Here is a 25,124-nt window from a genome sequence, read left to right as displayed (position 1 = left end):
GCATTATTTTGAGGTAGTCTCTTTGGGTGGCTAATTTGGGACGGGGCTATTTTAGCTACCCCACACGAGCGTTCGGCCCCAAGCCGTATCCGGATTATGGGTAGCTAAAATAGCCCCGTCCCAAATTAGCTACCCAAACACAACCTTATCCCAAATGGGCTACGTTTGTTGGGCCCGACGGGCGGCGCGGCGTGCGCGGGCTTCTTTGATTTCCTCCAGATGGCTAATGATCTCGGAGGCGCTCTCCTCGATCGCCTTGCCGTCGGTACGCACCACAAAGCAGCCCAGGCGCTTCATGAGGGCACGGGCTTCCTCGAGCTCGCTGCGCACGCTCTCGGGCTCGGCATAGGAGCCGGCAACGGCACGGGCATAGTCGTCCCCCAGGCGGCTATCGCGAATCTCAGAGATTACGTCGACGGTCGAAATCAGACCGAAGAGGCGCATCGGATCGACCTCGTAAATCGACTTGGGCGGCTCCATACCGTGCGCCAACGGGACGTTGGCGACCTTGTAGCCCTGATAGGCCAAATACATCGACAGGGGCGTCTTGGACGTGCGCGACACGCCCAGCAGCACGATATCGGCACCCGACAAATCGTCGCAACCACGCCCGTCATCGTGCTCGACAAAATACTCCATGGCCTCGATGCGGTGGAAATACCGGTCATCGGTCTTATGGATCACACCCGCCACTCCTTTTGGCGGCACGCCAATAAGCGACGACAGCACCGCAAGCGTCGGACCGATCAGATCGACCGAGCGAATGTGCAGCATACCCAAGTAGTCGAGCACGCGAGCACGAAGCGCCGGGTCGACGATGGTGTGGAACACGGCAATATCGCGATGGTCGGCATCGACGCGCGGGCCCACAAACGACTCGACCTGCCCCACTGAGTTCACCTTGGGCAGGCGCAAGAGACGAAAAGCCCCTTCATCAAATTGCCCGGACGCCGCAAGCACCACCTCACAAGCGGTATCACCGAGCGAGTCGGAGATAACGATAACGGTGGGACGAGCGGCGACCGGGCAATCCATGCGGGGCTCCTTTTGCGCTTATGCGCAGGCTAGCTTACTTTTTGCGGGCAAGCTCACCGATATTGGCGATGCCGGAGAACACGGCCTCGAAGCGGTTGAGCAGCTTAAGGCGATTATCGCGGAGCTGCTCGTCCTTGTCCATGACCATAACCTCGTCAAAGAAGCGGTCAATGGGGGCACGCAGGGCGGCAAGGGCGGCAAATGCCGCAGGGTAATCCTCGGCAGCAAGGGCTGCGTCGACGGCAGTCTGAGCGGCCTCGGAGGCGTCGGCGAGAGCAAGCTCGGCATCGCCCATCAGGCTACGGTCGTACTCCGCACCCAGCTCGGGCTTGGAGATATGCGCGGCGCGGGCATAGGCGGTGGCCAGGTTGTCGAAGGTCTCGGCGTCGTTCCTGCGGGCCTCGTCGAGGGCGGCGCAGCGGGCGAAGAAGACGGACGGGGCAATGATGTGCACCGCGGAGACGGCGGCAACGGTATCGGCCGGGATCTTCTCGTCGCGGGCCATGCTCACCAGGCGGCCATGGAAGAAGTCGCGAACCTGCTGGGCGACCTCGGCGGCGTCGAACTCAATGCCCTGCTCACTGTAGAGCTCAAGGGCGAAGTCGATCAGCGACGTGGGATCGATCGGCAGACGGTCGCGCAGGATGTTGATGATGCCGATAGCGGCACGACGCAGCGCATAGGGGTCCGAAGAGCCGGTCGGGGGCTCGCCGATGGCAAAGATACCGGCGATGGTATCGAGCTTGTCGGCGCAGGCCACGATGCAGCCAGCGGTGCCCTCGGGCAGCTCGTCACCGGCAAAGCGAGGACGATAGTGATCGCGAATAGCATGGGCGACCTCGTCGTTCTCCCCCATCGCGGTCGCGTAATAACCGCCCATCACGCCCTGCTGACTCGTGAACTCGACGACGGCGTTGGACACCAGGTCGGCCTTGCACAGGTGCGCGGCGCGAGCAGCGTCGGCGGCAAGATGGGCGCCCAGGTGGGCCTCGCGGGCGATAGCGAGCGCGAGCTGCTCGATGCGCTCGGACTTGGCGAGCACGCTACCGAGCTTCTCCTGGAAGGCAACCTTGGCCAGACGCTCACGGAACTCGTCGAGGGAGATCTTCAGGTCCTCCTCGTAGAAGAACTTTGCGTCATCCAGACGGGCGCGCACGACGCGCTCGTTGCCGTCGATCACGCGCTCGGCGTTCTCGGGCTTGCTGTTGGAGACGACCACAAACTCACGCGTGAGCTTGCCATCGCCGTCATAGATTGGGAAGTAGCGCTGGTTGGTGAGCATGGACTCGCAGATAATCTCGTGCGGGACCTTGAGGAACTCCTCATCGAAGGTACCGACGAGCACCGTCGGCCACTCGCAAAGGTTGATGACCTCTTCAAAGACCTTCTTGGGCGTATCGACATGGCAGCCGGGACGGGCAGCCTCGACCTCGGCGATACCGGCGAGGATGGCCTCACGACGACGCTCGGCAGAAAACACGCCGGCATCCTCGAGCACCTGCTCGTAGACGGCGGGGCTGGCAACCACATGGTCACCAGGGCCAAGTACGCGATGACCACGCGTGGTGTTGCCACTCGTCACGTCGGCAAACGACACGGGCACAACATCCTCGCCCAAAAGACAGCAGATCCAGCGGACCGGACGCACGAACGTCGCGTGCTCGTGGCCCCAGCGCTGGCTGCGGTAGTTGGGCCACTGCAGGCCGGCGATGGTCTTCTCGCACAGGGCCGTCAGGATCGGGGTAGCCGGGGCGGAAGGAATGTTCTTCTCGGCGAACACATATTCGCGACCGTCGGTGTCCTCGCGACGGACCAGGTCCTCGGCAGACACACCGCACTTGCGGGCGAAGCCCTGGGCGGCCTTAGTGGCGTTACCGTCAGCGTCGAAGGCAATGTTGGCCGCGGGGCCACGCTTGACCTCATGAACCTCATCGGTCGCGGTGGCGACGTTAGCCACGAGTGCAGCCAGGCGACGCGGGCTCGAGATCACGCGGACCTCGCCGTGGGCCAGACCGGCCTCGTCGAGGCCCTTGGCGATCATGGTGCCGAGCTGCTTGACGGCATTGTTCAGCGGTGCGGAGGGCATTTCCTCCGTACCGATCTCAAACAGGAAATCCTTAGCGTCTGCCATGGCTTACGCCACCTCGCCTTCCTGATCGGCATTCTCGTTGACTCCGGCGACCTCGGCCATGTAGGCCTCGCAGCACGCCTTGGCGACGGCGCGGACGCGCAGGATGTAGTTGGCACGCTCGACCGCGGACAGCGCGCCACGGGCATCGAGCAGATTGAAAGCGTGGCTGCACTTCATGACGCAGTCGTATGCGGGCAGCGGCAGCTTGCGCTCCAGGCAGGAATGGCACTCGGCCTCGTAGTCGTCAAACTTCTGACGCATCATCTCGACGTTGGCGACCTCAAAGTTATAGGCACTGAACTCGCGCTCGTTCTCGAGGAACACGTCGCCGTAGGTCATGGGCGTGCCGTCGGGCAGGTAGCTCCACACCAGGTCGTAGACCGAGTTGACGCCCTGAGCGTACATGGCGATACGCTCCAGGCCATAGGTGATCTCGACAGGCACGGGGTCGACCTCGATACCGCCCACCTGCTGGAAGTACGTAAACTGCGTGACCTCCATGCCGTTGAGCCAGACCTCCCAGCCAAGGCCCCAGGCGCCGAGCGTCGGGCTCTCCCAGTCGTCCTCGACAAAGCGGACGTCATGATCGTTGGGGTCCAGGCCAATGGCGGCCAGCGAACCCAGGTAGAGCTCCTGGGCGTTAACCGGCGAGGGCTTGATGAGCACCTGGAACTGATAGTAGTGCTGCATGCGGTTGGGGTTCTCGCCGTAGCGGCCGTCGGCGGGACGGCGGCAGGGCTGCGCATAGCAGGTGCGCCACTCGGCGGGACCGAGCGAGCGCAGCGTGGTCGCGGTGTGGAAGGTACCGGCACCGACCTCGGAGTCATAGGGCTGCATAATGACGCAGCCCTGCTCGCCCCAGTACTGCTGGAGACGCAGGATGATGTCTTGGAAGGAAAGCGATGAAGCGTTCATGCCTCTAATATCCCCTCGTCGAAACGATTACACGGTTAGGTACTGTACTATAGCGGTTTTTAGTCGATAGCGCCGATACGGTTGAGCGGCCAGTAGCGAACAAGCGCCACGGCGATCAGGTCCGAACGGTCGACCGGGCCAAAGTAGCGGGAGTCGGCAGAGTTCTCGCGGTTGTCGCCCATCACCCACACGCACCCGTCAGGGACGGTGTAGGGATAGCTCACCTGAGCGCCAGGGGCCTGGACCGAAAGCGGCCAGCTCATGCCGGTCGTATAGTCCTCATCGAGCGTCTGGCCGTCAACGACCACGTGTCCGTCCTGAAGGTCGACCGTCTGGCCGGCCGTGGCAATAACTCGCTTGACGAGAACATCGTGTTCGGAGGTGCCATCGGGGTTGTGGAATACCACAATATCGCCCTGTTTGACGGGCTGACCGAGCTCGAGGCTCACCTTTTGCGCCAGAATCTGATCGCCAATCTCGATCGTAGACTCCATGGAGCCGGTAGGCACCACAAAGGGTTCAACCACAAACGAGCGAATCAAAAAGGTGGCGACGAGCGCAATCGCGACGACCACGATCCACTCAAAGGCACCCTTTAGCACGGAATGCTGCGATGGAACCATTCTCACTCCTCGCTTAGCGAATACGACGCGTCCAAAATCTCTTGCGCGTACGCGCGCTCCTCAGGCGTAAGCCGCGCCGTCTCGATCAGATCGGGTCGCCAGCGGCAGGTACGCTCAATGGCATTCTTACGGCGCCAGGCGTCAACCTTGGCATGATCGCCACTCACGAGCACCGGGGGCACACCCTCGCCGTTGAACTCGGCGGGGCGGGTGTACTGCGCATATTCGAGCAGGCCACCGTCCTCGGCAGTCGAGAAGGACTCATCCACGTTGCTCATCTCATCGCCCAGGGCGCCGGGGATGAGGCGAACGACAGCATCGGCCACGACCATGGCGGGGAGCTCGCCGCCCGTGAGCACATAGTCGCCGATCGACAGGCGCTCGTCGGCATACGCATACGCGCGCTCATCGACGCCCTCGTAGCGACTGCACACAAACAGCAGGCGCTCACTTTTGAGTAGGCGCTCGGCCACATGCTGCGTAAAAGACTCGCCACAGGGGGTAAAAAACACCACAGTGGGCTTGGGACCCTCTGCGCTAATGGCCTCGACGGCCTCGGCAATAGGCTCGACCTTCATGAGCATGCCCTGCCCGCCGCCGTACGGCTCGTCATCGACGGTACGATGGCGGTCGTGCGTCCAGTCGCGCAGGTTATACGCCTTAAAATCAAAAAGGCCGGCCTTGCGGGCGCGGCCCAAAATCGACGTGGACATGACGGGCTCAAACATCTCGGGAAAGACCGAAAGGGTCTCGATCAGCATGTTGTCCTCCCTACTTGTCCATATCGATCAAACCATCCATAACGTGGACGGAAATTGCCCCCTGATCGGGAAGATCGAGCACAACCTGCTCGATCACGGGAATCAGTACCTCGCCGTACCGATCGCCCTCGACAACCCAAACATCGTTGGCGGGCGTCGACATAATCTCGACAATCGTGCCGAGCGAGCCAAAGCGCTCATCGACCACCTCGCGACCCATCAGGTCGGTATAGGCGGCGTCGAGTGAATCAAGCTCAAAATCGTCACGATTTGCCAGCACATAGCATCCCGTGATGCCCTCGGCGGCCGTCAAGTCATCAATGCCCTCAAACGCGACCAGATCGCCATCGCCCGTATCGTTAACGGATGCGACCGTGCAAAAGCGGTCGCGCTTGAGTGCCGGCGGCGTCAAGGCGACGCGCATACCCGGCTCCAATACAGAAGGAAGCCCCCGCAGCGGCTGCGCGAGGACCTCCCCCTTCCTTCCGTGCGGCTTGACCACACGGGCGATGTTTTTGTACTGGGACCTCAAGGTCCTAGCCCAGAACCTCTACCTCGACTGCAGTGTCGAGGCGAGCGGCCAGTGCACGGGCGAGCGTGCGAATGGCCTTGATGGTGCGGCCACGACGGCCGATGACCTTAGCGACGTCATCCTCGGCAACCGAAACCTCAATAGTAGAGGCGTCTTCGCCATCGATGACCTCAAGGCTCACGGAATCCGGGTCGTCGACGATCTGAACAACGAGATATTCGACGAGATCGGCGATGCGATCTGAGAGCATTGCCTCACCCTCGAGCTGTGCAGCGTCAACCTCAGGCACGATTTACTCCTCGGCGCCCTCAGCGGCCTCAGCGGCAGCCTTAGCGGCCTCGGCCTCTTTGGCGAGCTGCTTCTTGGACTTCTTGACGACGGTCTCGGTCTTCTCGCCCTCGTTGGCGGCCTTGACCAGAGCGACGACAGCGTCGGTGAGCTGAGCGCCCTTGGCCTGCCAGTCGGCGATCTTCTCGAGATCGAGGTTGATGGTCTTGGGGGCGGTCATCGGGTTGTAGCGGCCAACCTCCTCGATGATACGACCGTCACGCGGGGCGCGGGAATCGGCGACGACGACACGGTAGTACGGACGCTTCTTAGCGCCGTGACGAGCAAGGCGAATCTTGACTGCCAAAGGAAACTCCTCCAACCAAGCAGCTTTAGGCTGCAACTACAAACAAACATTTGAATATAATACGCCATCGACGCGGGCAGGTGAAGTCCGTGAGACCAACTTCTTCGGTGTAGTCGAAGGCAAATCCATATCTTAGACAAGAATTCGCGATTTGCAAGCACATCCACGCACCCCACATGAGCTGCGCGGTATACTCATGCCATGAAAAGACGCGAACATACATACGGTTATGAGGATGCTGCGGGCGTCACGCCGCCGCCCTGGACGGGACCGGCGGTGGGCCTCATGGACCTCGACGCGTTTTTTGCGAGCGTGGAGATGCTCGACCACCCCGAGTGGCGCGGCAAGCCGCTCATCGTGGGCGGTGACGCCGATTCTCGCGGTGTTGTATCGACCTGCTCCTACGAGGCACGTCGCTTTGGCGTGCATTCCGCCATGCCCTCGGCCGAGGCACGGCGCCTGTGTCCGCAGGCCATTTGGACGCATGGGCATTTTGATCGCTACCGCGAGGTCAGCGCGCAGGTCATGGCGATTCTCGCCGACGAGACCCCGCGCGTTGAGCGCGTATCCATCGACGAGGCTTTTATCGATATCACACCGGGTCGCTTTGCGCCCGAAGACCCGTTGCAGGTTGCACGACGCATAAGCGACCGCGTGGCAGCGCTCGGCGTGACCTGCTCCATCGGTGTCGGCTGCAACAAAACGGTCGCAAAGATCGCAAGTGAGCAGGACAAGCCGTTTGGGTTGACCATCGTGCGTCCCGGAACCGAACAGCGCTTTTTGGCCGCGCTGCCGGTATCTGCCATGAGCGGCATCGGGCGCTCGGCCGAGGAGCGACTGCGCCGCATGCGCATCTACACGCTCGGCGAGCTGTCACGTGCACCGGAATCCACCTTGGCCTCTATTTTTGGTGTCAACGGCGTACGCATGCGCCAGCGTGCTCTGGGACTCGAGGTTTCCGAAGTCACGAGTCTGGACGAGGAACGCGAGGTTAAATCGGTGAGCAATGAGCGCACCTTTGCGAAAGATTTGACTGAGCGTGGGGACATCGAAGCGGCGATTGCACTGTTGGGAGAGTCAGTGGGACGCCGCCTGCGCCGTCAGGGACTAACGGGCGCCACGGTGACGCTCAAGCTCAAGTATTCGTATGGAAGCGGGCGAACGGCGCAGCGGCGGCTTCCCCACCCCACCGACGACGAGAATATCTTTGTTGCCGTGGCGCTCAAGCTGCTCGATAATATCTGGCAAGAAGGCATGCACGTGCGTCTGGCAGGTATCGGTATGAGCGACTTCAACCACCAAGGCGGTATCCAAACCGACCTGTTCTGCGAAGTCGATGACCGCGGGGCCCAATCCAGCGACCGTCGCGACCTCTCAGTCGCCATCGACGCCGTCCGAGACAAATTCGGCGACACCGCCCTATCCTTCGGCCGCCAATCCCGCTTCAACGATTAACCACCTTTGGGTAAAAAGAAAGCCGGGTAGCTGCGGAAAACCGCAACTGCCCGGCGATATGCGTGAGGTTAGCTAAACCCCGTCTCAAATGAGCTACTAGAGGAGGTTGAGGGGGAGCTGGGGGGCGTCGCCCCAGAGCTTTTCTAGGCGGTAGAAGTCGCGGGCTTCGGGAGTGAAGACGTGGACGACAACAGAACCGTAGTCCATGAGCATCCAGGTCTTCTGCTCACGGCCCTCGATGGAGAACGGATGCTCGCCGCAAGCCTCGGCGACCTTCTCCTCGATCTCGTCGACGATCGAATCGACTTGGCGGTTGTTGGTACCGGTGGCGAGCACAAAGTAGTCGCACACATCGGAAAGCTCGGTCAGGTCGAGCACCTGCACGTCCTCGCCCTTCTTGTCGTAGGCGGCCTGCGCGGCGGCGCGGGCGACATCCTCGGCGGCGACACCGCTCGCGGACAGCGAGGCGGCGGTGCGGTCGGACGTGGCGGCGAAGCTCTTGTGCTCCACACCCTCAAGAATCTGCTCGTCGGTCATGGTCTCGTCGGCCATGGAATACCTCTTTCTAGACAGCCCGAGCTAGCGCAGCTGGGCGTAATGGTTGTAAATCGTAATAGCCGTGGGATAAAGATAACGCCCGGTCTGAATCACATAGACCAGACCCTGCGCAAAACAGGAGAAGAACAACTCGTCGAGCGAGGACTTCCCCACCATCTTGCGCAGCGCATGGGCATAATCGCCGTGGCGGTTGGGTTCGATGGCATCGGCAACAAAGACCACCATATCGAGCGGCATCATGTCGCAAGCGCCCACGGTGTGACGGTCGACAGCCTGAAAGACCGCCGGCGACAGCTCGGGAAAAAGCTGCGGAAGCTCACAGGCGGCAACAGGGCCATGCAAAAGCGGCGTCGCAGCGGAAGGAGAGCCGGCAATCTTAATGCCATAATGCAGAGCGCGCGTGACCAGCTCGTCGTCGGAGAGCGCCTTGTCCCAGTCATGGATCAGGCCGGCGGCGGCGGCATCAAAGCGGTCGACACCGTACACCTCGGCTAGGTGCAACGCAGTCTCGGCAACACCAAGCGAATGGACATAGCGCTTGCGCTTATCCTTCATGCGAACATCGAGCAGCCCATGAATACGCGCCAGCAGCGCGCGCTCATCGCCCTCAAACTGATCCTCTACCGGCAACGTAGACCCCCATCACTCAAAATCTTTTTGACCCAGATCGGCATACAGCCCGCGTTTACGAATATAGCCGAGCACGGACTCGCTCGTAAGATAGCGCACACTCATACCGCGGGCAACTCGCTTACGAATGTTGGTCGAGCTGATCGCCAGCGCCGGAATCTGGATATAGCGCACGTCGAACGGCAGACCCGACTCTTTGATTCGGGCACGCGCCGTATCGATATCAAAGCCCGGTCGCGTCGCCGCAATAAAGGTAGCAAGCTCAGCGATTCGTTCGGCATCATGCCAGGTCACAATATCGATAATTGCGTCGGCGCCCGTAATAAAGTAGAGCTTTACCTGCGGCGGGTAAAAGTCGCGAAGGGCATGAAGCGTATCGGCCGTATAGGTTACGCCCGGACGGTCGATCTCGAACCGGCTCGCCAAAAAGGCCGGGTTCGCGGCGGTGGCGAGAACCGTCATGGCATAACGGTCCTCGGCAGGCGTCACCGGCTTGTCAAGCTTAAAGGCAGGCGTGCCCGCCGGCATAAAGAGCACGGCATCCAAGTCGAGGGACTCGCGCGCCTGCTCAGCGGTCACCAGGTGTCCGTAATGGATGGGATCAAAGGTGCCACCCATAATGCCAAGCCTAAACTCCTGCCCAACCTCTAGAGGAAGCTCGGGCAGACCGATTCCACCGCGCAGCGACATGGCTTACTCGCCCTCCGGAGTCTCGACATCGTCCGCGGCATCCGCCACATCGACAACCTCGACGCCCTCATCCGCAGCATCGGCCACGTCAATGGCCTCAACGGCAACGTCCTCGCCAGCATCCTCGAGCTCCTCGTACTCCGAGAAGTCCTCGGCGCCCTCAAAGTCAAAGGCGCGCTGGCAAATGCGGACCTCGTCGCCCGCACGGCAGCCGGCCTTCTCGAGCGCATCGTCGACACCCATGCGCGCAAACTTATGCTGCAGGTAGATGATGGCTTCCTCGTTTTCCCAGTCGGTCTGGATGACCATGCGCTCAATCGCGCGACCAACCACACGGAACGCACCGGGCTCTTCCTGGACAATGCGGAACCGCTTCTCACGCTGCAGGCGGCGGCGCTCCCACTCATCGTCGCGCAGAACGACCGGCTCATCAGAGACCGCCAGCTCGGCGCGAAGCTTAGCCACCTGCTCGCCCACGGCAAGCATCAGCGTGTTGAGGCCGGCGCCAGTCACGGCGGACACGGCAAAGAACATATGGCCATCGTCGAGCGCCGCACGCTTAAGGTCGGCAATCTTGTCGGCCGTGCCCGGCGCATCGCACTTGTTGGCGACAACGATCTGCGGACGCTCCGAAAGCTCGGCGCCATACTGCTCGAGCTCGCGGTTAATAATGCGATAATCCTCGACCGGATCGCGATCCTCAAACCCGCCCGTCATGTCGACGACGTGCATGATCAAAGCCGTGCGCTCAATGTGGCGCAGGAACTGATGGCCCAGCCCCTTGCCCTCGCTCGCGCCCTCAATAAGGCCGGGGACGTCGGCAACGACGTAAGAATATTCGCCGGCACGCACCATGCCGAGGTTTGGCACGAGCGTGGTAAACGGGTAGTCAGCGATCTTGGGACGGGCGGCACTCATGCGCGCAATGAGCGAAGACTTACCCACCGAGGGAAAGCCCACGAGCGCGGCATCGGCCATAAGCTTCATCTCGAGCTCAATCCAGTGCTCCTCGGCCGGTTCGCCCAGCTGAGCGAACGCGGGCGCGCGGCGCACCGACGTCACAAAGTGGGTATTGCCCAGGCCACCGGCACCGCCGGGCGCCACGACGACGCGCTCGCCATCGTGCACCAGGTCGGCAATCTCGAACATCGGGGTCTGCGTCTCGGGGTCGAGCTCGCGCACCACGGTACCCATAGGGACCTTAAGAATCAGGTCCTCGCCGCTCTTGCCATTACGACGAGCGCCCTGGCCGTGCGTGCCGCGCTCGGCGCGGAAGTGATGCTTAAAACGGTAATCGATCAGCGAAGACAGCTGAGCATCGGCCTGGATGACGACATTGCCGCCACGACCGCCGTCGCCGCCATCGGGGCCGCCCTTGGGAACAAATGCCTCGCGCCTAAACGACATGCATCCGGCTCCGCCGTCGCCGCCGCAAACGTTAATGCGGCTGATATCGGTGAACTGTGACAACAGAATCGCCTCCTACAAAAAAGAGGGAGACCCTTGAATCCTAAAACTCAAGTGCCTCCCACATATGTGCTCTATGAAGGGTGAATTACGCGTTCGCGAGCGGGCGTACGCTGACCCTGTGCTTGATACCCTTGTGGAACTCAACGGTACCGTCGACCAGCGCGAACAGCGTGTCGTCCTTGCCACGGCCAACGTTCTCACCCGGGTGGATGTGCGTGCCGTGCTGACGGACGAGAATCGTGCCCGTGGTTACCGTCTGGCCGGCGAAGCGCTTCGTGCCAAGGCGCTGACCGCGGGAGTCACGGCCATTACGGGAGGAACCGAGTCCTTTTTTGTGTGCCATTGTGTATACCTACTCTTTCGTTACGAGTGTAATCTACTCGGCGACGGGAGCCTCGGCAACAGCCTCGGCCTCTGCCTTGACAGCCTTCTTGGCGCGGGACGTAGCCTGGACCTTCACGATCTTCAGCTTGGTGAGCTGCTGACGATGACCCTTCAGACGACGATAGCGCTTACGCTTGTGGAACTTGAAGACCAGCTGCTTCTCGCCCTTGAACTGCTCAACGATCTGAGCGGTAACCTTGGCCTTGGCCAGCTTGTCGGGATCGGTGACGATCTTCTTACCATCGTTGAGGAAGATGACCGGCAGGGTGACCTTGTCGCCCTCATTGCCCTCGATCTTCTCGACGGTGATGACATCGTCGGTGGCGACCTTGTACTGCTTGCCGCCCGTGTTAACGATTGCGTACATGTTTACTTGCCCTTCATGCATCAGTTAGTGCAACAGCCGAATATAGTAGCAGGCGATAATACCCCCGTCAACGAGTATGTGGAGCAAATCCACAAGTTCGCACAGGTATGGGGCTGACGAGTCGGCCCTCGTCGTCCTCGCATGCTTGATTCTGACGCTCGACATCGTAGGAGCAGATGGTCACGAGGTCTTGCATACCGGTGGAAACAATAGGTGCATCCACGCCCGGGGTCAAGCCCTGCAACAAAACATCAGCAGCGGAAAGCAAAATTTCCGGACGCATGGAGCCCTCGTTGTCGGCATGGGTGTCGAGCATGAGCACCAAATGGTCCGGGCGATCCCCCGCCGTGAGCTCATAGCCCACGAGCGTGTGATCCAAATCCAAGCGCTTGCTTTTTTTGCCGCGCGCGTAGTCGATGCCATGGTCCGCGCGCAGTGCGTCGATCGCGCGACGCACCTCGTCGGCGCTTACGGGCGCCTCGGGATCCAAGTGCAGGTCAATGCGATACGACAGGCGCGTGAGCTGCGCCGTCAACGCCGGCGTGCGCACGTCGATGTACGCCGCCTCGATGGGTGCCAGATCGGCCGGAGACGCCGCAGCCAGGCGCCCAAACGCCTCGTCGAGCGCCACGAACTCGGTCATAAACAGGTCATACCACTCGCAGGTCGACGACGTACCCACCGGTAGCGCCGAAGAGAAGCCCACGCGCATGTGCGGAGAGAAGCCCTGCGTGACGGCATAGGGAAGTCCCGCACGGCGCACGATGCGCTCAATGGTATGGATTACTTCGAGATGGCCCAGGTACTTAAGGCGATCGCGCTTGCCATAGCGAACACGAAGTCTAAAGAGCGTGGGGTTGTCGGTCAGGCGCTCACTCATGCGCGATCACCCATCAATACATTCTTGGCGTGGAGCGTGGGGCAGATTCCGCAGCCGGTGCACGACGTGCGGGTGCAGTCGGGAGTCGTGACACCCTCGAGCGAGCGTCGGTACTCGCGCTCGAGGAAGCCGCGCGTGCAACCGGGGCTCACGTGCTCCCACGGCAGGCGCCAGTCCAACTCGTAGGGCAGGTGCACGAGCTCATTGAGGTCGATGCCGTTTTTGGCAGCAGCCCCCTTCCAGTTATCGAGCGAGAAATGCTCTACCCAGGCGTCAAAGCGAGAGCCCGCGCGCCAAGCATCGATGATGACGGGCGTCATGTCACGACCGGCGCGGGACAGCGCGGCCTCGATGAGCGAGGTCTCGGCATCGTGGTAATGCACGCGGACGGCACGGTTGCGAACGCTCGTGATAAGCAGCTTCTGGCGACGCTTGACGTCGTCGTAATCGAGCTGCGGGCACCACTGGAACGGCGTGGCAGCCTTGGGGATAAAGACCGAAACCGAGATGGACACCGAAATCGAGCCGCGACGAGCCTTGGGCACCACGGAACGACCGAGTTCCAGCACGTGATCGGCCAGATTGGCGATGGCCACGATGTCCTCGTCGCGCTCGCCGGGAAGGCCCATCATAAAGTAGAGCTTCATGCGGTTCCAGCCGGCCTCGAAGGCCGCCTTGGCCGCACGGTCCAGGTCCTCCTCGGTCACGTTCTTGTTAATGATGTCGCGCATGCGCTGACTGCCGGCCTCGGGCGCGAACGTCAGGCCGCCCTTCTTTTCGCCGGCGACCGACTCGGCCATATCCACGCCAAACGAATCCAGGCGCTGCGACGGAATGGACACGCGAATACCCGTATCCTCCAGGCGACGGTTGAGCCTGCCGAGCACGTCGCGAATGCAGGAGTGGTCAGTCGTGGAGAGCGAGGTCAGCGACACCTCGTCATAGCCGGTCTTTTCCAGACCCTGAATCACCGACGAGACGATCTGGTCGGCCGAGCGCTCGCGCACCGGGCGATACGTCATGCCTGCCTGGCAAAAACGACACCCGCGGGCGCAGCCGCGCAGGATCTCGATAGACAGGCGGTCGTGGACCAGCTGTGCATAGGGTACGCACGACTGCGACAGCGGATTGGTGGCACCAAAGTCCTCGACGACGCGCTTGTAGACCACAGTCGGCGCATCCTTTCCCTCACGCGGCACGGTGTAGCCATGCGGCGAGCAGGGCTCGTCGTGACGAACCTCATAGAGCGACGGCACGTAGTTGCCGGCAATGGATGCAAGCTGCTCAACAATCTGCGCGCGCGGGACTCCTTCGTCACGCAGGCGGCGATGCAGCTGGCAGGTCTCGAGCAGCGATTCCTCGCCCTCGCCGATGAGGATGGCATCGAAGAAGGCCGCGTACGGCTCGGGGTTGTACACCGAAGGACCACCGGCGATGACAATGGGGTCGTCCTCGGTGCGGTCGGCAGCCAACAGCGGAATGCCAGCGAGGTCGAGAGCCTCGAGGAAGTTCGTCACCGCCATCTCGTGCGGCACATGCAGGCCGACCATATCAAACGAAGCGACGGGGGCGGCACCTTCGAGCGACAGCAGCGGAATACCCGCCTCGCGCATGGCGTCACCCATATCGGGCCACGGCACATAGCCGCGCTCGCAGGAGATGCCCTCGGCCTGGTTAAGAATGTTGTAGAGGATGGCGATACCTTGGTTGGGCAGACCGACCTCGTATACGTCCGGATAGATCAGGCAACAACGGTAATCGGCATCGGCCTTGGAAAGCGTGCCCCACTCGTGATCGATATAGCGGCTCGGTTTCTCGACCTTGGCGAGCAGCGGCTCAATTAAATGAAAACGATCTTGGTATGCAACGCGCAACGGAAAACCCCTAAGCAGCGAGATCGGATGCGTCCTGGTAGGACGCCATAGGACGGGTAGCGCCCGCGACCGTGGTCACCAGATCGCGAACGCGGGAGAACGTGGCAGTGACTACCTCGTTGGCACGGCTGTAGTCGACATCGCGCTCGTAGAGCGAAACGAGTGCACGGCCCATGCCATAGGTGCCCGCGGCAGCAGTGAGCGCCTTGACGGCAAACCCAATATGCGGCGTCTGCTTGACGAGCACGCGGGTGACCGCGCGGATCACAAGACCGCCGGCAAGCACGCCCGCGACCTCGTAGCTGCGCTCGGGCTTAATGCCGCGCCCAAAGACGGCAGCGAGCTCAAAGAGCATACCCACCTGCGCCAGCGCCATAACGGGATAATCGGCGCCCGGCAAAAACACCAACGCACCGGTCGCCATATTGGTAAGCGCGCACGAGGTGATAATACGATTGGCCGCCGCGATGCGCATGAAGGCAAAGTTCGCCGCAAAAGCCGTTTCCTTGTCGGTGCGATCGAGAATCCAGCGGGCAAGCGTCTCGAGCAGATACGTCTTATCGGTTGCCGCTACCACGCCGAGCATGGGCGTGGACTCCTCGATAAACGGCGCCTCCACAGCAGACTCGGCAAGCACGCATACGGGCGCGCCGGCGATCACGAGCTCCTGCACGGCACTCTCCAAGCGGTCAGAACCACACGAGAGCACCAGTGCCACATCAGTATCGGTCTTTGGAGCAATTCGCTCCTCCCCCAGACGCTCGACGCGCACAATGCCCGAGGTCGTCTGCGGCACAAAGGCGTCACGCACCGTCTCGGCCAGAAAGCGCGAGGCGGACGAATCCAGATAGACCGAGACGCGCACCGGCGTATCGGAATCCTTCTTAACGGACGCGCCCATCTTAAAAGCGCGGGTCAGCTTATCTACGGGAATTTTCATAGCAAACTCCTCCAGCGGTTACGCGGCGCCCGAACGATGCCGCCATATGGATTGTACGATACCCACCGTCAGCAGCTGAATCATCATCGAAGACGAACCAAAGCTAATAAACGGTAGCGGAATACCGGTAATCGGCATCATGCCGATGCACATGCCGATGTTTTCGAAGGTCTGGAACGCCCACATGCCAACGATGCCCACACACGAAAGACGCAAAAACAGCGACTCACACTTAAAGGCGACGCGAATCGTCGAAAAGATCAACAGCACGTAGAGGCACAGGAGCAAAAAGGAACCGCAAAAGCCAAAGGTCTCGGACAGGAAGGCGAAGACGAAGTCGGTGTGGAACTCAGGCAGAAAGCCGCCGGCCGACTGCGTCGCATGGCCCAAGCCCTTACCAAAGAAGCCGCCAGAGCCAACGGCGATAAGCGACTGCTGCAGGTTGTAGGCATCGTCCGAATCGGCATTATCGGGGTCGATAAAGACCGTCAGACGGTTCATCTGATACTGCTTGATGAGCACATCGTGGCCGAGCAACGAATCAAAGACCGAATCGAGCGCCAGGACGAGGGCCACCAGGCCCACGAGCAGGGCTAGGGTCGACAGCACCCATTCGCGGCGTGCACCGCTCATACAAATGACGATGGCGCCCGAAACCAGCACGACCAGGCCCGAGCCCAGGTCGCCCATGGCAACGACGGCCAAAAATGGAATGGACAGCATGCCGCAGAGCTTGACGTAGTCGCGAACGGTATCGATGCGACCGTTATACTGCGAGCCAAGCGTAGCAATAAAGAAGATGGTGATGAGCTTGGCAAGCTCAACCGGCTGGAATGTCAAGCCGATACCGGGAATCTTGATCCAGCCCGTCATGCCCAGACCGCCCGTATAGGACAGACCCGGAATCTTGGGCGAGAAGATCACGATCAGGTCGATGACGAGCAACGCCGTCGAGAAATTGGAAATACCGCGCAGGTCGGTACGCCAGACCAGCACCGCCAGCACCGCCCCGATGCCAATTCCCAGAAGATGGCGTGAAAACGATGCATCGGCCTTAAACTGCGAAGCCGACCAGATAATGATGGCACCGTAGGCGACGAGCGCCACAGTAGCCACGAGCACACCGATATGCACCTTTTGGCGAAACGTGCCGCGCGAGGCCGAAAGTTGCTTGTTGACGCGGTCCAGGCTGCTGCGAGAGCCGGTCTTGGTTGAACGGAACAGATCCGCCGGAGAAAAACCCATCGCAACCTCCTATCGAACCGAAGAATCGCCCGAGGCCGAAGAGGTATCGGGCTCGTCATAAATCACGCCGAGCACGTCGCGCACGACATGCATCGCGGTATCTGAGCCACCGCCGCCCTGCTCCAAGACAGTAGCGATGACATACTTGGGGTCATCGGCCGGTGCATAGGCGCAGAACCACGCGTATTCGTCCTCGCCGCTTTTCTCGCCCGTGCCCGACTTGCCGTATACCTGCGGCGTCAGGGTGCCAAAGTGAGCCGCCAGGGACGTCGATGCCGTGTAAATCACGTCGTGCATGCCGTTGCGAACAAGAGCCAAATCCGAATCGCTGTTGATCTTGGCCTCCAGGCGCTTCTTCTTGCCCTTGCCGTTGTACTTATAGGCATCGCCGTCGCCATCGCGCGACACGGCAGACAAAAACACGTGAGGCACGTACTGTTTGCCGCCGTTGGCAAGACCCATATAGGCGCACGCCATCTGCAGGGGCGTCACCAGGATGTCGCCCTGGCCGATGGCAATGTTGGTCATATCGCCGGCATTCCACTTACGATCCTCGGCAGAGGCATCGGTGAAGTACGACTCTTTCCATTCGGCATCGGGAATACGGCCCGCGCCCTCACTCGGCAGATCGATACCGCAGGTCTTGCCTAGGCCCCAGCGACGAAAGACCTCCTGCAGGCCCTCGGGATGTTGCTCGTCATAGAAGAACGCCTTGCCCATGTCGTAGAAGACGGGGTCGCACGAGTTGGCGATACCCGACTGCAGCGTCATGGTGCCGTGGCCGGAATGCAGCCAGCAGCGCTTGCCCCAAGCCTTGCCCAAGCCCGTCCAATAGCCCGTGCAGTTGGTAGTCTGCGTTGAGGTGTAGGTTCCAAACTCAAGACCGGCCAGTGCCGAGAGTGGCTTGATGGTCGAGGCCGACATGTACTGTCCGCTAATGGCGCGGTTGAGCAGCGGGTGTGAACCCTCGTCATCATTGAGCTCGGTCCACACGTCATTTGAGACGCCGCCGATAAAGACGGACGGATCGAACTTGGGCTCGCTGGCCATGCCCAGGATCTCGCCATTGTTGGGATCGAGACACACCACGGCGCCGTTGCCGGCATTGCTGTAGCCAGTGGTCTTGGCAAGCTCGATAGCGCTCGCCAGCGCCGTCTCACAGGCCTGTTGGATCTTAAGGTCGAGCGTGAGCTTAATGTCGGAGCCGGCCTTCGCGGGCACGGCGCCGGCCTGACCGGTCACATTGCCCGAGGCATCGACCTTGACGGTCTGCTCGCCACGAATACCCTGCAGCAGGTTTTCGTAGTAGCTCTCAACGCCCGCTTGGCCCACGATATCGCCCGACTGGTACGTAATCCGGCCAGCAGAAGCATCATCAACGCCAGAGGTTTTCTTATTCTGGGCCTCGAGCTGCTCTGAGGTAATGGTGCCTGTATAGCCCAAAATGTGACAGGCCGTCTCGCCGTACGGGTACTGGCGCTCGGTACGCTCGGCAATCTTGACGCCCGGGAACTCGCCGGCATGCTCCTGAATATAGGCAACCGTGGAGCGACGGACATCCGTCGCGATGGTATGCAGGCTCTGGGCGCCCTCGGAATTGTCCTGGATATTGCGAAGGACCGCCACGTAGGGCATACCGAGCACGTTGGCAAGATGGCGAACCAGAACCTCATCCTCGGCAAGGTCGCGGTAGGCCACGACAGCAAGTGAGGGACGGTTCTGGACAAGCGCCACGCCATTGCGGTCGAGGATGCGGCCGCGCACAGCGGGTGTGGTAACGGTGCGAGTCTGATTGCTATTAGCCTGCTTCTCGTAATAGTCCGACGAGACCATCTGCATGCCCCACAGCTTGACGGCAAGCGCCGCAAACATCGCGCCCACACCCGCGGTGAGGATGGAAAAGCGGCCCTTAAAGGCGGTCGCCGCGGTATTGCCCTCGCCCTCGGTGGCGCGCGGGGCCGTTCCATGCTGCGTATCGTAGGTAAAACGGGAATCGCCCCGACGCATGATGACCAGCGCGACCACGATGGCCACGACCAGCACGATACCGGCGATAATAACCGTCATCTGGGAAGACATCTACGGGCCTCCCCTATTTGAGCTTGCGGGTCTTGGGCTTAAAGCGCATACCCGTCTGGCGTCCGCCACGTGCGGAGAATCCATAGCCGGACTGCGGCACGACGCCGGACATCAAAAACGGAATGGCAACCAGACCCGTCAGGATCGAGGACGGCAGCGCATGGCCGAAAATCGCCACGACAAAGCTCGTCTCCAAACCCATAAACAGCAAGATGATGCTGTAAATCACATTAATGACGAGCGCGAAGGTGCCCACCGTGATGCCGCGCGCACTCGGGGTACCGCCCGTCTGACCGGCGGCGCTGTGCACCAGGGCAAAAGAACCCACGGTCAGCAGGAGCGACATAACGCCCACCGGCACGGCAGCGGACAGGTCATAGAACAAGCCGCTGCAAAAACCACACGCGACGGCACGGGTCGGGTCGCCCGAGAACACGCTTAGGCACACAAGAATAATCATAAAGTTGACGCGACCGCCCGCAATTGAGATCTGCGGTGCGAGGCCTGCCTGCAGCAGCACGCACACGATGGCGGCGATTACAAACGTGCGGGAGCTCATCCCCTGCTCGTGTAGATCCATGGACATGCCCCCTATTCGCTCGAGCCGGAATCGGTCGTCTCGGACGTGTCGGAACTGTCATCCGAGCTCTCGTCCTTCGTCTTGGTCGCAGCATCGCGCGGCGTTCCCTGCGGCGTGCTGTTGGCCGTGCTCACGTCCTCATCCGAGGCCGACTGTTCGTCGGTCAGCGAGGTAATGACCAGCACTTCCTCGTTGTTCTCGGCCGTCGTCTGAGCGCGCACCACAATGGTGTAGTACACATCGTTTGCCGATTTCTCAACCGACGAGACGGTGCCGAGCGGTAGACCCTTGGGGAACACGCCACCGATGCCCGAGGTCACGATGATGTCGCCAACCTTAACATCGGAGTCGACGCTCACGTACTCAAGACGCAGCGTGCCGTCAGCCTGACCCTGCAGCATGCCCTGGGCGCGCGTGTCCTGCACCATGGCGGACACGCCCGAGTTCTCGTCGCCAATCAAGCGCACGGTCGACGTTTTGGCCGATACCTCGATAATCTGGCCGATAACACCGGCAGAACTCGTCACGGGCATGTTGATGGTAAGGCCGTCGGCAGAGCCCTTGTCGATGGTAACGGTCGAGGTCCAGGCATCGCCAGAAGCACCAACGATACGAGCAGCGGTCGATTTGAGGTTGTAGGTCGACTGCAGGCCGACCAGCCCCTCCAGACGCTCAGCGGTCTTTTGAGCCTCGGAGAGCTCAGCAACCTTAGAGGTCAGTTCCTCGTTTTGCTTCTTAAGCTCGTCAAGCGTGTCCTGCGACGCCGTAAGGTTAGAGAACACGTTGCCGATCGCATTGAAGGGAGCCGCCACAGCCGAACCCACAAAGCGCACCGGCGAGGTAATCGTCGTTACGCCCGAACGCACGGCATGAATCGGTCCTGCCTCGCCCTCGCGGATGTAAAACGTGAGCAGCAACACCGAAATCAGGCTGAAAACAATCAACGGGCGCATACCCGTTGATTGTCGCTTGGTATTCAGATTTGTGGAGAAACCCGAAGATCGTGCCAAATGGAATCCACCTTTTGGAAATTAAGCATTGGTCTGGACGAAGCCGCCATCAAACGCATTGGCCTCGAGCACGCGGGCACAGCCGTTAACGACGTTATCGAGCGCCGTGGGGCTGACGTTGACCGAAACACCGGTCTCATCGCGCAGGCGCACGTCGAGACCGCGCAGCAGCGCGCCGCCACCAGTCAGCAAAATGCCGTAGTACATAAGGTCCGAGGCAAGATCGGGAGGCGTAGCGTCGAGTGCGTCCTTGACGGCCTTGGCCATCTCGTCGAGCGGCTTGTTGAGCGCGCGACGAATCTCCTCGCTCTCGATGCGCACGGTCTTGGGCAGACCGGTGATCACGTCGCGGCCGTTGACCTCGACGTCGAGCTCGTCCTTGAGCGGCACGGCGGAGCCGACCTTGATCTTGATGTCCTCTGCCGTACGCTCGCCGATGGCCAAGTTGTAGGCATCACGAACGTGCGTGAGGATGGCCTGATCGAACTCGTCGCCGGCAATACGGATGGACTGCGAGACGACGATACCACCCATAGCGATAACGGCAACCTCGGTGGTACCGCCACCGATGTCGATGACCATGGAGCCGGTGGGCTCCTCGACGGGCAGGTCGGCGCCGATAGCAGCGGCCATGGGCTCTTCGATCAGATAGGCCTGGCGGGCGCCGGCCTGGATCGTGGCCTCAAAGACGGCACGCTTCTCGACCGACGTGACACCGGAGGGAACGCAGACGACAACGCGCGGACGCGGGGTCCACGGATAGCGCTTCTCGGAAGCCTTGTCGATAAAGTAGCGGAGCATGGCCTCGGTAACATCGAAGTCGGCGATGACGCCGTCCTTCAGGGGACGAACGGCCACGATGTTGCCGGGCGTACGGCCGAGCATGCGCTTTGCCTCGATACCGACCGCCAGGATGCGCTCGTCGTTCTTGTCGATGGCGACAACAGAGGGCTCGCGAATGACGATGCCCTTGCCGCGCACGGAGACAAGCGTATTTGCGGTACCGAGGTCGATGGCAAGATCGCCCGCATAGCTACCGAAGAACATATCCATCAAAGAAAACAACGCAACTCCTGATGTGTTGGATGATTGCTGGAAAACTACTAGCTCATCATACTAGCGCAAGCCCGGCACCTCACTTGCGGTGAAGCGCCGGGCAAAGCTAAATCCCATAAGGTCACTACTGGTTGTCAGCAGCCGAGAAATCCATATCGAGCGAGGAAACGGCCCAGCCGATATGGTTGTCGGAGCGCACGAATTTGACGGTGTACTCCTGCTCGCCGCCCTTGGACAGCGATGCCTTCACCTTAGCGGTCGTCTCGGTCATGGACTGATCCATGCCCTCGACGGACACGGTGGCACCCTGCGGAATCGAAGAGATGATCATCGACTTGGCGTCCTCGGACAGGCTCGAGGCCAGGCAAGACTCGGCCTTTGCGGTGTCACCGTCGCCGGCAGCCTGGAACAGATCGGTAACGACAGACTCCTGGGACGGGAAGCCAAAGCCGCGCGTGTAGGCAAAGCCCAGACCGCCCGCAGCAATCAAAATGAGCAGAAGCAGCACGATGAAGACTTTGAGACCCGTGTGGCGATGGCGACGACGGACCTTGGCCTGCTTGCGGTCCTGACGGTCCTGCTGGACCATCTCGGACTCGGACAGCGTAAAGAAGCCGGTGTCCGAGGGATCGGGCATAAACTGACCGGTCGCGCCCGTAGGATCGAGCGGATCAACGGCAGGAGCGTCCATCGCGGGCGCCGGAGCCGTGGCCATAGCCGTCTGGGCAGACAGCGCGGCAAGCGAATCGTGCACGCGGGCAAGCTCATCGGCCTGCTCGGAGGTGAGCTGGTAGATGCCATCGGCAGTAGCGGCGTTAAAGGCGTCGAGTGCGTCGGAGGGACGGCCGGCGGCAGAAAGCGCCTGACCCATGCCGGCGTTGAGCGCACGTGTGTCGTCGCGGGGGCCGGCAAAGTCGATAGCCGTGCGGTAGGTCTCCACGGCATCCGCCGGACGGCCGAGTTTAATGAAGCAACGACCGAGCTCGCCGAGTGCGGCGGCAGGAGCCGGATTGGCGCCGTCGATGGCGGCCTGACGGAAGGCAGTACCCGCGTTGGCATAGTCGCCCGACTGGAACAGCGCATTGCCCAGGCCCAGATAGGCCTTAAACGGCGTGGCATAGGAAGCATCCTGCGTAGCAGCAGAGAACGCCTGAGCGGCCGTCTTGTAGTCGCCCACGGCGGCGAGCGCCTTGCCGCGGTTGGTGAGCAGCGCACCGCGCTTGCCGTAGGTGCCGTCGTTGAGGGCGGCGGCATAGGCCTCGGCGGCCTCGGCATACATGCCCAGGTGCATCAGGGCGTTGCCACGAAGGTGATCGGCCTCGCCCATAATCTCATCGGGAGTCTTTGCCGCCCCAAGCATCTGGGCTGCAGCGGAAAAATCACCCGCGCGGTAAGCGGCGCGGCCCTGTTGGATCAGCTGGCTATTCAAGGAAGTCCCCTTTACTCGTGAACGATCTCGACATGGACGATCTCGTCGCCGGCACGCAGCTGCGAAATCACATCGAGACCCTCGACCGTGGCACCAAAGACGGTGTAACCGGAATCGAGGTTATGCTGGGCACCCAGGCAGAAGTAGAACTGCGAACCCGCGGAATCGGGGTCCATGGAGCGTGCCATGGCAAGGGCGCCATCGACATGGCTGTTGCGCGGATTGGTGGCAAACTCGCCCTTGATGCAGTAGCCGGGGCCACCGGTACCGGGCATGCCGTCGGGGCCCTCAAGACCGGCAGCGACGTCGGCGCCGGACATGTCACGGGTATTGGGGTCGCCGCCCTGGATGACAAAACCGGGCACATAGCGATGGAACTTAAGGCCATCATAGAAGCCCATCGTGGAAAGCTCGCAGAAGTTCGCGACATGAATGGGAGCGCCCTCGCCGTCAAACTTGACCTTGATGGTACCCTTCGACGTCTCGATTACAGCGCACTCGTCGCCGACAAGCTGATACTCGGGCGTGTAGAGCTCTTTCTTAAAACCAAACATGTGGTTCCTTCCTCGTGCGTTTAAAGCATATTTGTACGAATTGTAGCAATAAGCACGGGCTTACATCAATTGCGCACGTAGGTTATGCCGACTATGGCGAACTAATTTTAGGAACGCTGCTGCGGCTTCCAGGAGCCCACGTTGGCGTCGTACTGGTTCAGCGCGCTGTTACCGCCCTGCGCGATGGGCGCCAGGATCTCGCTTTGGTGGGAGCTCATCGACTCGCCATCGGGAATGGCCAGCGAAATGTCCCAGCTCTGGCAGATCACGTCGACACGCTCGTACATCCACTCGGCAAGCTGCTTTAGGTGGGCGATATCGTCCGCATAGACCGTATCGTCCTGTACTTTCAGGTTGTTGAGCTCATCTTGCGTCTTTTTGATCTGGTCGCGCAGGGCGTAGGCACTCTGCGACAGCTCCTGACGGGTGGACAGCGGCGTTCGGAGATAGCCGTTGTTGAAGGAATCGATGACCTCGCCGATCTGATCCTCGTCACCGTAGGACACGATGGTCTGATACAGACCGTCGAGCCTGGTATAGAGCTGATCATCGGTCAGCACGGTTTCTTCCTGGACCACCTCGGCAGAATCGTCCTGCTTGGTATCGTCCTCAGTCGCCTCGCCCTTTTGGCGCGTAGGGAAGGTCGTCTGCGCGGCCTGGCCAAACTGGTCATAGAAGCCGGGCATAACACCCATGGGATCGGCCGTCACGAACCAATAGGCCCCACCGCACACGACGGCAAGAACCGCGATGACGATAAGCGGCTTGGGAATATGACGCTTGTGCTTGTGATAAGCGTCCTCATCGGGATGCACCTTACGCTTGGGTTTTTGAGGATCGTCGTGCAGGGAAACCGGTGTGGGAATAACGACCTTGGGGATACCGAAATCCTTATCGAAAGCCGGCAGCACGCAGGTCTCATTGGGGTCGGCGGCGTCCGAAAGAACCGCGGCTGCCGAGGCGGGCGCATGCGGCACCTCGGTATCAATCTGCTCTTGCGTTAGGCGCGGAAAGCCCGCCGTGCGGCCCGCTGCCAGGTCGGATGCGGCCGCGTCCTCGGAGAGAATACCCGGAGCGGGGCGTCCGCATTTGGGGCACGTACGATCATGCGGAGAAAGACGGGCACCGCAGCCCTCGCAGAACACAAACTCGGTGTGCTCGGGACCATCGCCCGGACCCACATAGGCGTTGCAGTAGGGGCAGAACGAGGCGCCGTCCTCGATAGTCTTAAGGCAATGCGGGCAGATCACGGCATCCTCTTTTCGAAGCAATTCAAACAATCGAGGTTAGAG

26 protein-coding genes are annotated in these 25,124 nt (G+C 61.1%); 1 reads left to right on the top strand and 25 read right to left on the bottom strand.

The genetic code is table 11. The features are described from left to right. Nucleotides 1-159: 159 nt before the first annotated feature. Genes DXC90_RS05830 through rpsP form a run of 8 tightly spaced genes read right to left on the bottom strand, consistent with a single transcriptional unit; the run spans nt 160 to nt 6,631 of the window. Nucleotides 160-1,035: a pyruvate, water dikinase regulatory protein gene (locus tag DXC90_RS05830; protein WP_117735154.1), complete on the bottom strand. Its 876-nt coding sequence runs from the start codon at nt 1,033-1,035 to the stop codon at nt 160-162. Nucleotides 1,036-1,069: 34 nt separating this feature from the next. After that, entirely contained in the window at nt 1,070-3,166 is a 2,097-nt protein-coding gene (glyS, locus tag DXC90_RS05825) for a glycine--tRNA ligase subunit beta (RefSeq protein ID WP_117735153.1), read from the bottom strand. Nucleotides 3,167-3,169: 3 nt separating this feature from the next. Next, a complete protein-coding gene (locus tag DXC90_RS05820) occupies nt 3,170-4,081 on the bottom strand; it encodes a glycine--tRNA ligase subunit alpha (protein WP_006236091.1) in 912 nt (303 codons plus the stop codon). A gap of 59 nt (nt 4,082-4,140) precedes the next feature. Then, complete coding sequence (gene lepB / locus DXC90_RS05815) at nt 4,141-4,704, bottom strand: signal peptidase I (RefSeq protein ID WP_117735152.1); 564 nt, start codon at nt 4,702-4,704, stop codon at nt 4,141-4,143. Between the two features lie 2 nt (nt 4,705-4,706). Continuing rightward, on the bottom strand, nt 4,707-5,465 hold the full coding sequence (trmD, locus tag DXC90_RS05810; protein ID WP_117735151.1) for a tRNA (guanosine(37)-N1)-methyltransferase TrmD: 759 nt from the start codon (nt 5,463-5,465) through the stop codon (nt 4,707-4,709). 10 nt (nt 5,466-5,475) lie between these two features. Then, nucleotides 5,476-5,967, bottom strand: a complete 492-nt coding sequence (gene rimM, locus DXC90_RS05805; protein WP_233502215.1) for a ribosome maturation factor RimM — start codon at nt 5,965-5,967, stop codon at nt 5,476-5,478. A 34-nt stretch (nt 5,968-6,001) separates the two neighbouring features. Beyond that, on the bottom strand, nt 6,002-6,247 hold the full coding sequence (locus DXC90_RS05800; RefSeq protein WP_229042092.1) for a KH domain-containing protein: 246 nt from the start codon (nt 6,245-6,247) through the stop codon (nt 6,002-6,004). Between the two features lie 42 nt (nt 6,248-6,289). Next, the gene (gene rpsP / locus DXC90_RS05795) at nt 6,290-6,631 is read right to left on the bottom strand and encodes a 30S ribosomal protein S16 (RefSeq protein WP_117735148.1); all 342 of its coding nucleotides are present in this window, start codon (nt 6,629-6,631) and stop codon (nt 6,290-6,292) included. A gap of 201 nt (nt 6,632-6,832) precedes the next feature. On the opposite strand from rpsP, the gene dinB reads away from it, so the two are divergent. Continuing rightward, on the top strand, nt 6,833-8,086 hold the full coding sequence (gene dinB, locus DXC90_RS05790) for a DNA polymerase IV (protein WP_117735147.1): 1,254 nt from the start codon (nt 6,833-6,835) through the stop codon (nt 8,084-8,086). 96 nt (nt 8,087-8,182) lie between these two features. On the opposite strand, the gene rsfS is transcribed toward dinB, so the two are convergent. The 17 genes from rsfS to DXC90_RS05705 form a co-directional block, all read right to left on the bottom strand. After that, the gene (gene rsfS, locus DXC90_RS05785) at nt 8,183-8,638 is read right to left on the bottom strand and encodes a ribosome silencing factor (protein ID WP_022094751.1); all 456 of its coding nucleotides are present in this window, start codon (nt 8,636-8,638) and stop codon (nt 8,183-8,185) included. A gap of 27 nt (nt 8,639-8,665) precedes the next feature. Next, the gene (yqeK, locus tag DXC90_RS05780) at nt 8,666-9,274 is read right to left on the bottom strand and encodes a bis(5'-nucleosyl)-tetraphosphatase (symmetrical) YqeK (RefSeq protein ID WP_117735146.1); all 609 of its coding nucleotides are present in this window, start codon (nt 9,272-9,274) and stop codon (nt 8,666-8,668) included. 12 nt (nt 9,275-9,286) lie between these two features. Beyond that, nucleotides 9,287-9,964, bottom strand: coding sequence for a nicotinate-nucleotide adenylyltransferase (nadD, locus tag DXC90_RS05775; protein WP_117735145.1), 678 nt, complete (start codon nt 9,962-9,964; stop codon nt 9,287-9,289). Nucleotides 9,965-9,967: 3 nt separating this feature from the next. After that, the gene (obgE, locus tag DXC90_RS05770) at nt 9,968-11,434 is read right to left on the bottom strand and encodes a GTPase ObgE (protein ID WP_199406634.1); all 1,467 of its coding nucleotides are present in this window, start codon (nt 11,432-11,434) and stop codon (nt 9,968-9,970) included. A gap of 85 nt (nt 11,435-11,519) precedes the next feature. Beyond that, on the bottom strand, nt 11,520-11,777 hold the full coding sequence (rpmA, locus tag DXC90_RS05765; RefSeq protein ID WP_089573443.1) for a 50S ribosomal protein L27: 258 nt from the start codon (nt 11,775-11,777) through the stop codon (nt 11,520-11,522). Between the two features lie 33 nt (nt 11,778-11,810). Beyond that, nucleotides 11,811-12,185 (bottom strand): 50S ribosomal protein L21, encoded by a 375-nt coding sequence (gene rplU, locus DXC90_RS05760; RefSeq protein ID WP_035138585.1) that lies wholly within the window; start codon nt 12,183-12,185, stop codon nt 11,811-11,813. 67 nt (nt 12,186-12,252) lie between these two features. After that, nucleotides 12,253-13,065, bottom strand: a complete 813-nt coding sequence (locus tag DXC90_RS05755; RefSeq protein WP_117735143.1) for a TIGR03936 family radical SAM-associated protein — start codon at nt 13,063-13,065, stop codon at nt 12,253-12,255. After that, entirely contained in the window at nt 13,062-14,939 is a 1,878-nt protein-coding gene (locus DXC90_RS05750; RefSeq protein WP_117735142.1) for a TIGR03960 family B12-binding radical SAM protein, read from the bottom strand. The genes DXC90_RS05755 and DXC90_RS05750 overlap by 4 nt, the downstream gene beginning before the upstream one ends. A gap of 10 nt (nt 14,940-14,949) precedes the next feature. Next, a complete protein-coding gene (locus DXC90_RS05745; protein WP_117735141.1) occupies nt 14,950-15,879 on the bottom strand; it encodes a YcjF family protein in 930 nt (309 codons plus the stop codon). A gap of 18 nt (nt 15,880-15,897) precedes the next feature. Then, nucleotides 15,898-17,124 (bottom strand): FtsW/RodA/SpoVE family cell cycle protein, encoded by a 1,227-nt coding sequence (locus DXC90_RS05740; protein WP_117735140.1) that lies wholly within the window; start codon nt 17,122-17,124, stop codon nt 15,898-15,900. A 9-nt stretch (nt 17,125-17,133) separates the two neighbouring features. Then, nucleotides 17,134-19,203, bottom strand: a complete 2,070-nt coding sequence (gene mrdA, locus DXC90_RS05735) for a penicillin-binding protein 2 (RefSeq protein WP_117735139.1) — start codon at nt 19,201-19,203, stop codon at nt 17,134-17,136. Between the two features lie 13 nt (nt 19,204-19,216). Next, nucleotides 19,217-19,783, bottom strand: a complete 567-nt coding sequence (locus DXC90_RS05730; protein WP_117735138.1) for a hypothetical protein — start codon at nt 19,781-19,783, stop codon at nt 19,217-19,219. Nucleotides 19,784-19,794: 11 nt separating this feature from the next. After that, nucleotides 19,795-20,736 (bottom strand): rod shape-determining protein MreC, encoded by a 942-nt coding sequence (gene mreC, locus DXC90_RS05725; protein ID WP_117735137.1) that lies wholly within the window; start codon nt 20,734-20,736, stop codon nt 19,795-19,797. Between the two features lie 78 nt (nt 20,737-20,814). Next, complete coding sequence (locus DXC90_RS05720; protein WP_006236061.1) at nt 20,815-21,846, bottom strand: rod shape-determining protein; 1,032 nt, start codon at nt 21,844-21,846, stop codon at nt 20,815-20,817. Between the two features lie 127 nt (nt 21,847-21,973). Then, nucleotides 21,974-23,278: a tetratricopeptide repeat protein gene (locus DXC90_RS05715; RefSeq protein ID WP_233502203.1), complete on the bottom strand. Its 1,305-nt coding sequence runs from the start codon at nt 23,276-23,278 to the stop codon at nt 21,974-21,976. Between the two features lie 11 nt (nt 23,279-23,289). Next, entirely contained in the window at nt 23,290-23,832 is a 543-nt protein-coding gene (locus DXC90_RS05710; RefSeq protein ID WP_117735136.1) for a peptidylprolyl isomerase, read from the bottom strand. A gap of 107 nt (nt 23,833-23,939) precedes the next feature. After that, nucleotides 23,940-25,082, bottom strand: a complete 1,143-nt coding sequence (locus DXC90_RS05705) for a zinc ribbon domain-containing protein (protein WP_158550231.1) — start codon at nt 25,080-25,082, stop codon at nt 23,940-23,942. Between the last annotated feature and the right edge of the window lie 42 nt (nt 25,083-25,124).

The sequence above is a fragment of the Collinsella sp. TF09-1AT genome (genome assembly GCF_003436895.1).
Taxonomy (GTDB): Bacteria; Actinomycetota; Coriobacteriia; order Coriobacteriales; family Coriobacteriaceae; genus Collinsella.
Note: the sequence above shows the minus strand (reverse complement) of the source record. Positions and strands in the feature narration are given on the sequence as shown.

Coding starts and splice junctions, on each gene's coding strand:
- rsfS (WP_022094751.1), bottom strand. CDS start 8,638: ATGGCCGACGAGACCATGACCGACGAGCAGATTCTTGAGGGTGTGGAG.
- nadD (WP_117735145.1), bottom strand. CDS start 9,964: ATGTCGCTGCGCGGTGGAATCGGTCTGCCCGAGCTTCCTCTAGAGGTT.
- DXC90_RS05710 (WP_117735136.1), bottom strand. CDS start 23,832: ATGTTTGGTTTTAAGAAAGAGCTCTACACGCCCGAGTATCAGCTTGTC.
- DXC90_RS05745 (WP_117735141.1), bottom strand. CDS start 15,879: ATGAAAATTCCCGTAGATAAGCTGACCCGCGCTTTTAAGATGGGCGCG.
- lepB (WP_117735152.1), bottom strand. CDS start 4,704: ATGGTTCCATCGCAGCATTCCGTGCTAAAGGGTGCCTTTGAGTGGATC.
- DXC90_RS05830 (WP_117735154.1), bottom strand. CDS start 1,035: ATGGATTGCCCGGTCGCCGCTCGTCCCACCGTTATCGTTATCTCCGAC.
- trmD (WP_117735151.1), bottom strand. CDS start 5,465: ATGCTGATCGAGACCCTTTCGGTCTTTCCCGAGATGTTTGAGCCCGTC.
- DXC90_RS05740 (WP_117735140.1), bottom strand. CDS start 17,124: ATGGGTTTTTCTCCGGCGGATCTGTTCCGTTCAACCAAGACCGGCTCT.
- rplU (WP_035138585.1), bottom strand. CDS start 12,185: ATGTACGCAATCGTTAACACGGGCGGCAAGCAGTACAAGGTCGCCACC.
- dinB (WP_117735147.1), top strand. CDS start 6,833: ATGAAAAGACGCGAACATACATACGGTTATGAGGATGCTGCGGGCGTC.
- DXC90_RS05720 (WP_006236061.1), bottom strand. CDS start 21,846: ATGGATATGTTCTTCGGTAGCTATGCGGGCGATCTTGCCATCGACCTC.
- rpmA (WP_089573443.1), bottom strand. CDS start 11,777: ATGGCACACAAAAAAGGACTCGGTTCCTCCCGTAATGGCCGTGACTCC.
- mrdA (WP_117735139.1), bottom strand. CDS start 19,203: ATGTCTTCCCAGATGACGGTTATTATCGCCGGTATCGTGCTGGTCGTG.
- mreC (WP_117735137.1), bottom strand. CDS start 20,736: ATGCGCCCGTTGATTGTTTTCAGCCTGATTTCGGTGTTGCTGCTCACG.
- DXC90_RS05755 (WP_117735143.1), bottom strand. CDS start 13,065: ATGAGTGAGCGCCTGACCGACAACCCCACGCTCTTTAGACTTCGTGTT.
- glyS (WP_117735153.1), bottom strand. CDS start 3,166: ATGGCAGACGCTAAGGATTTCCTGTTTGAGATCGGTACGGAGGAAATG.
- DXC90_RS05800 (WP_229042092.1), bottom strand. CDS start 6,247: ATGCTCTCAGATCGCATCGCCGATCTCGTCGAATATCTCGTTGTTCAG.
- DXC90_RS05820 (WP_006236091.1), bottom strand. CDS start 4,081: ATGAACGCTTCATCGCTTTCCTTCCAAGACATCATCCTGCGTCTCCAG.
- DXC90_RS05730 (WP_117735138.1), bottom strand. CDS start 19,783: ATGGATCTACACGAGCAGGGGATGAGCTCCCGCACGTTTGTAATCGCC.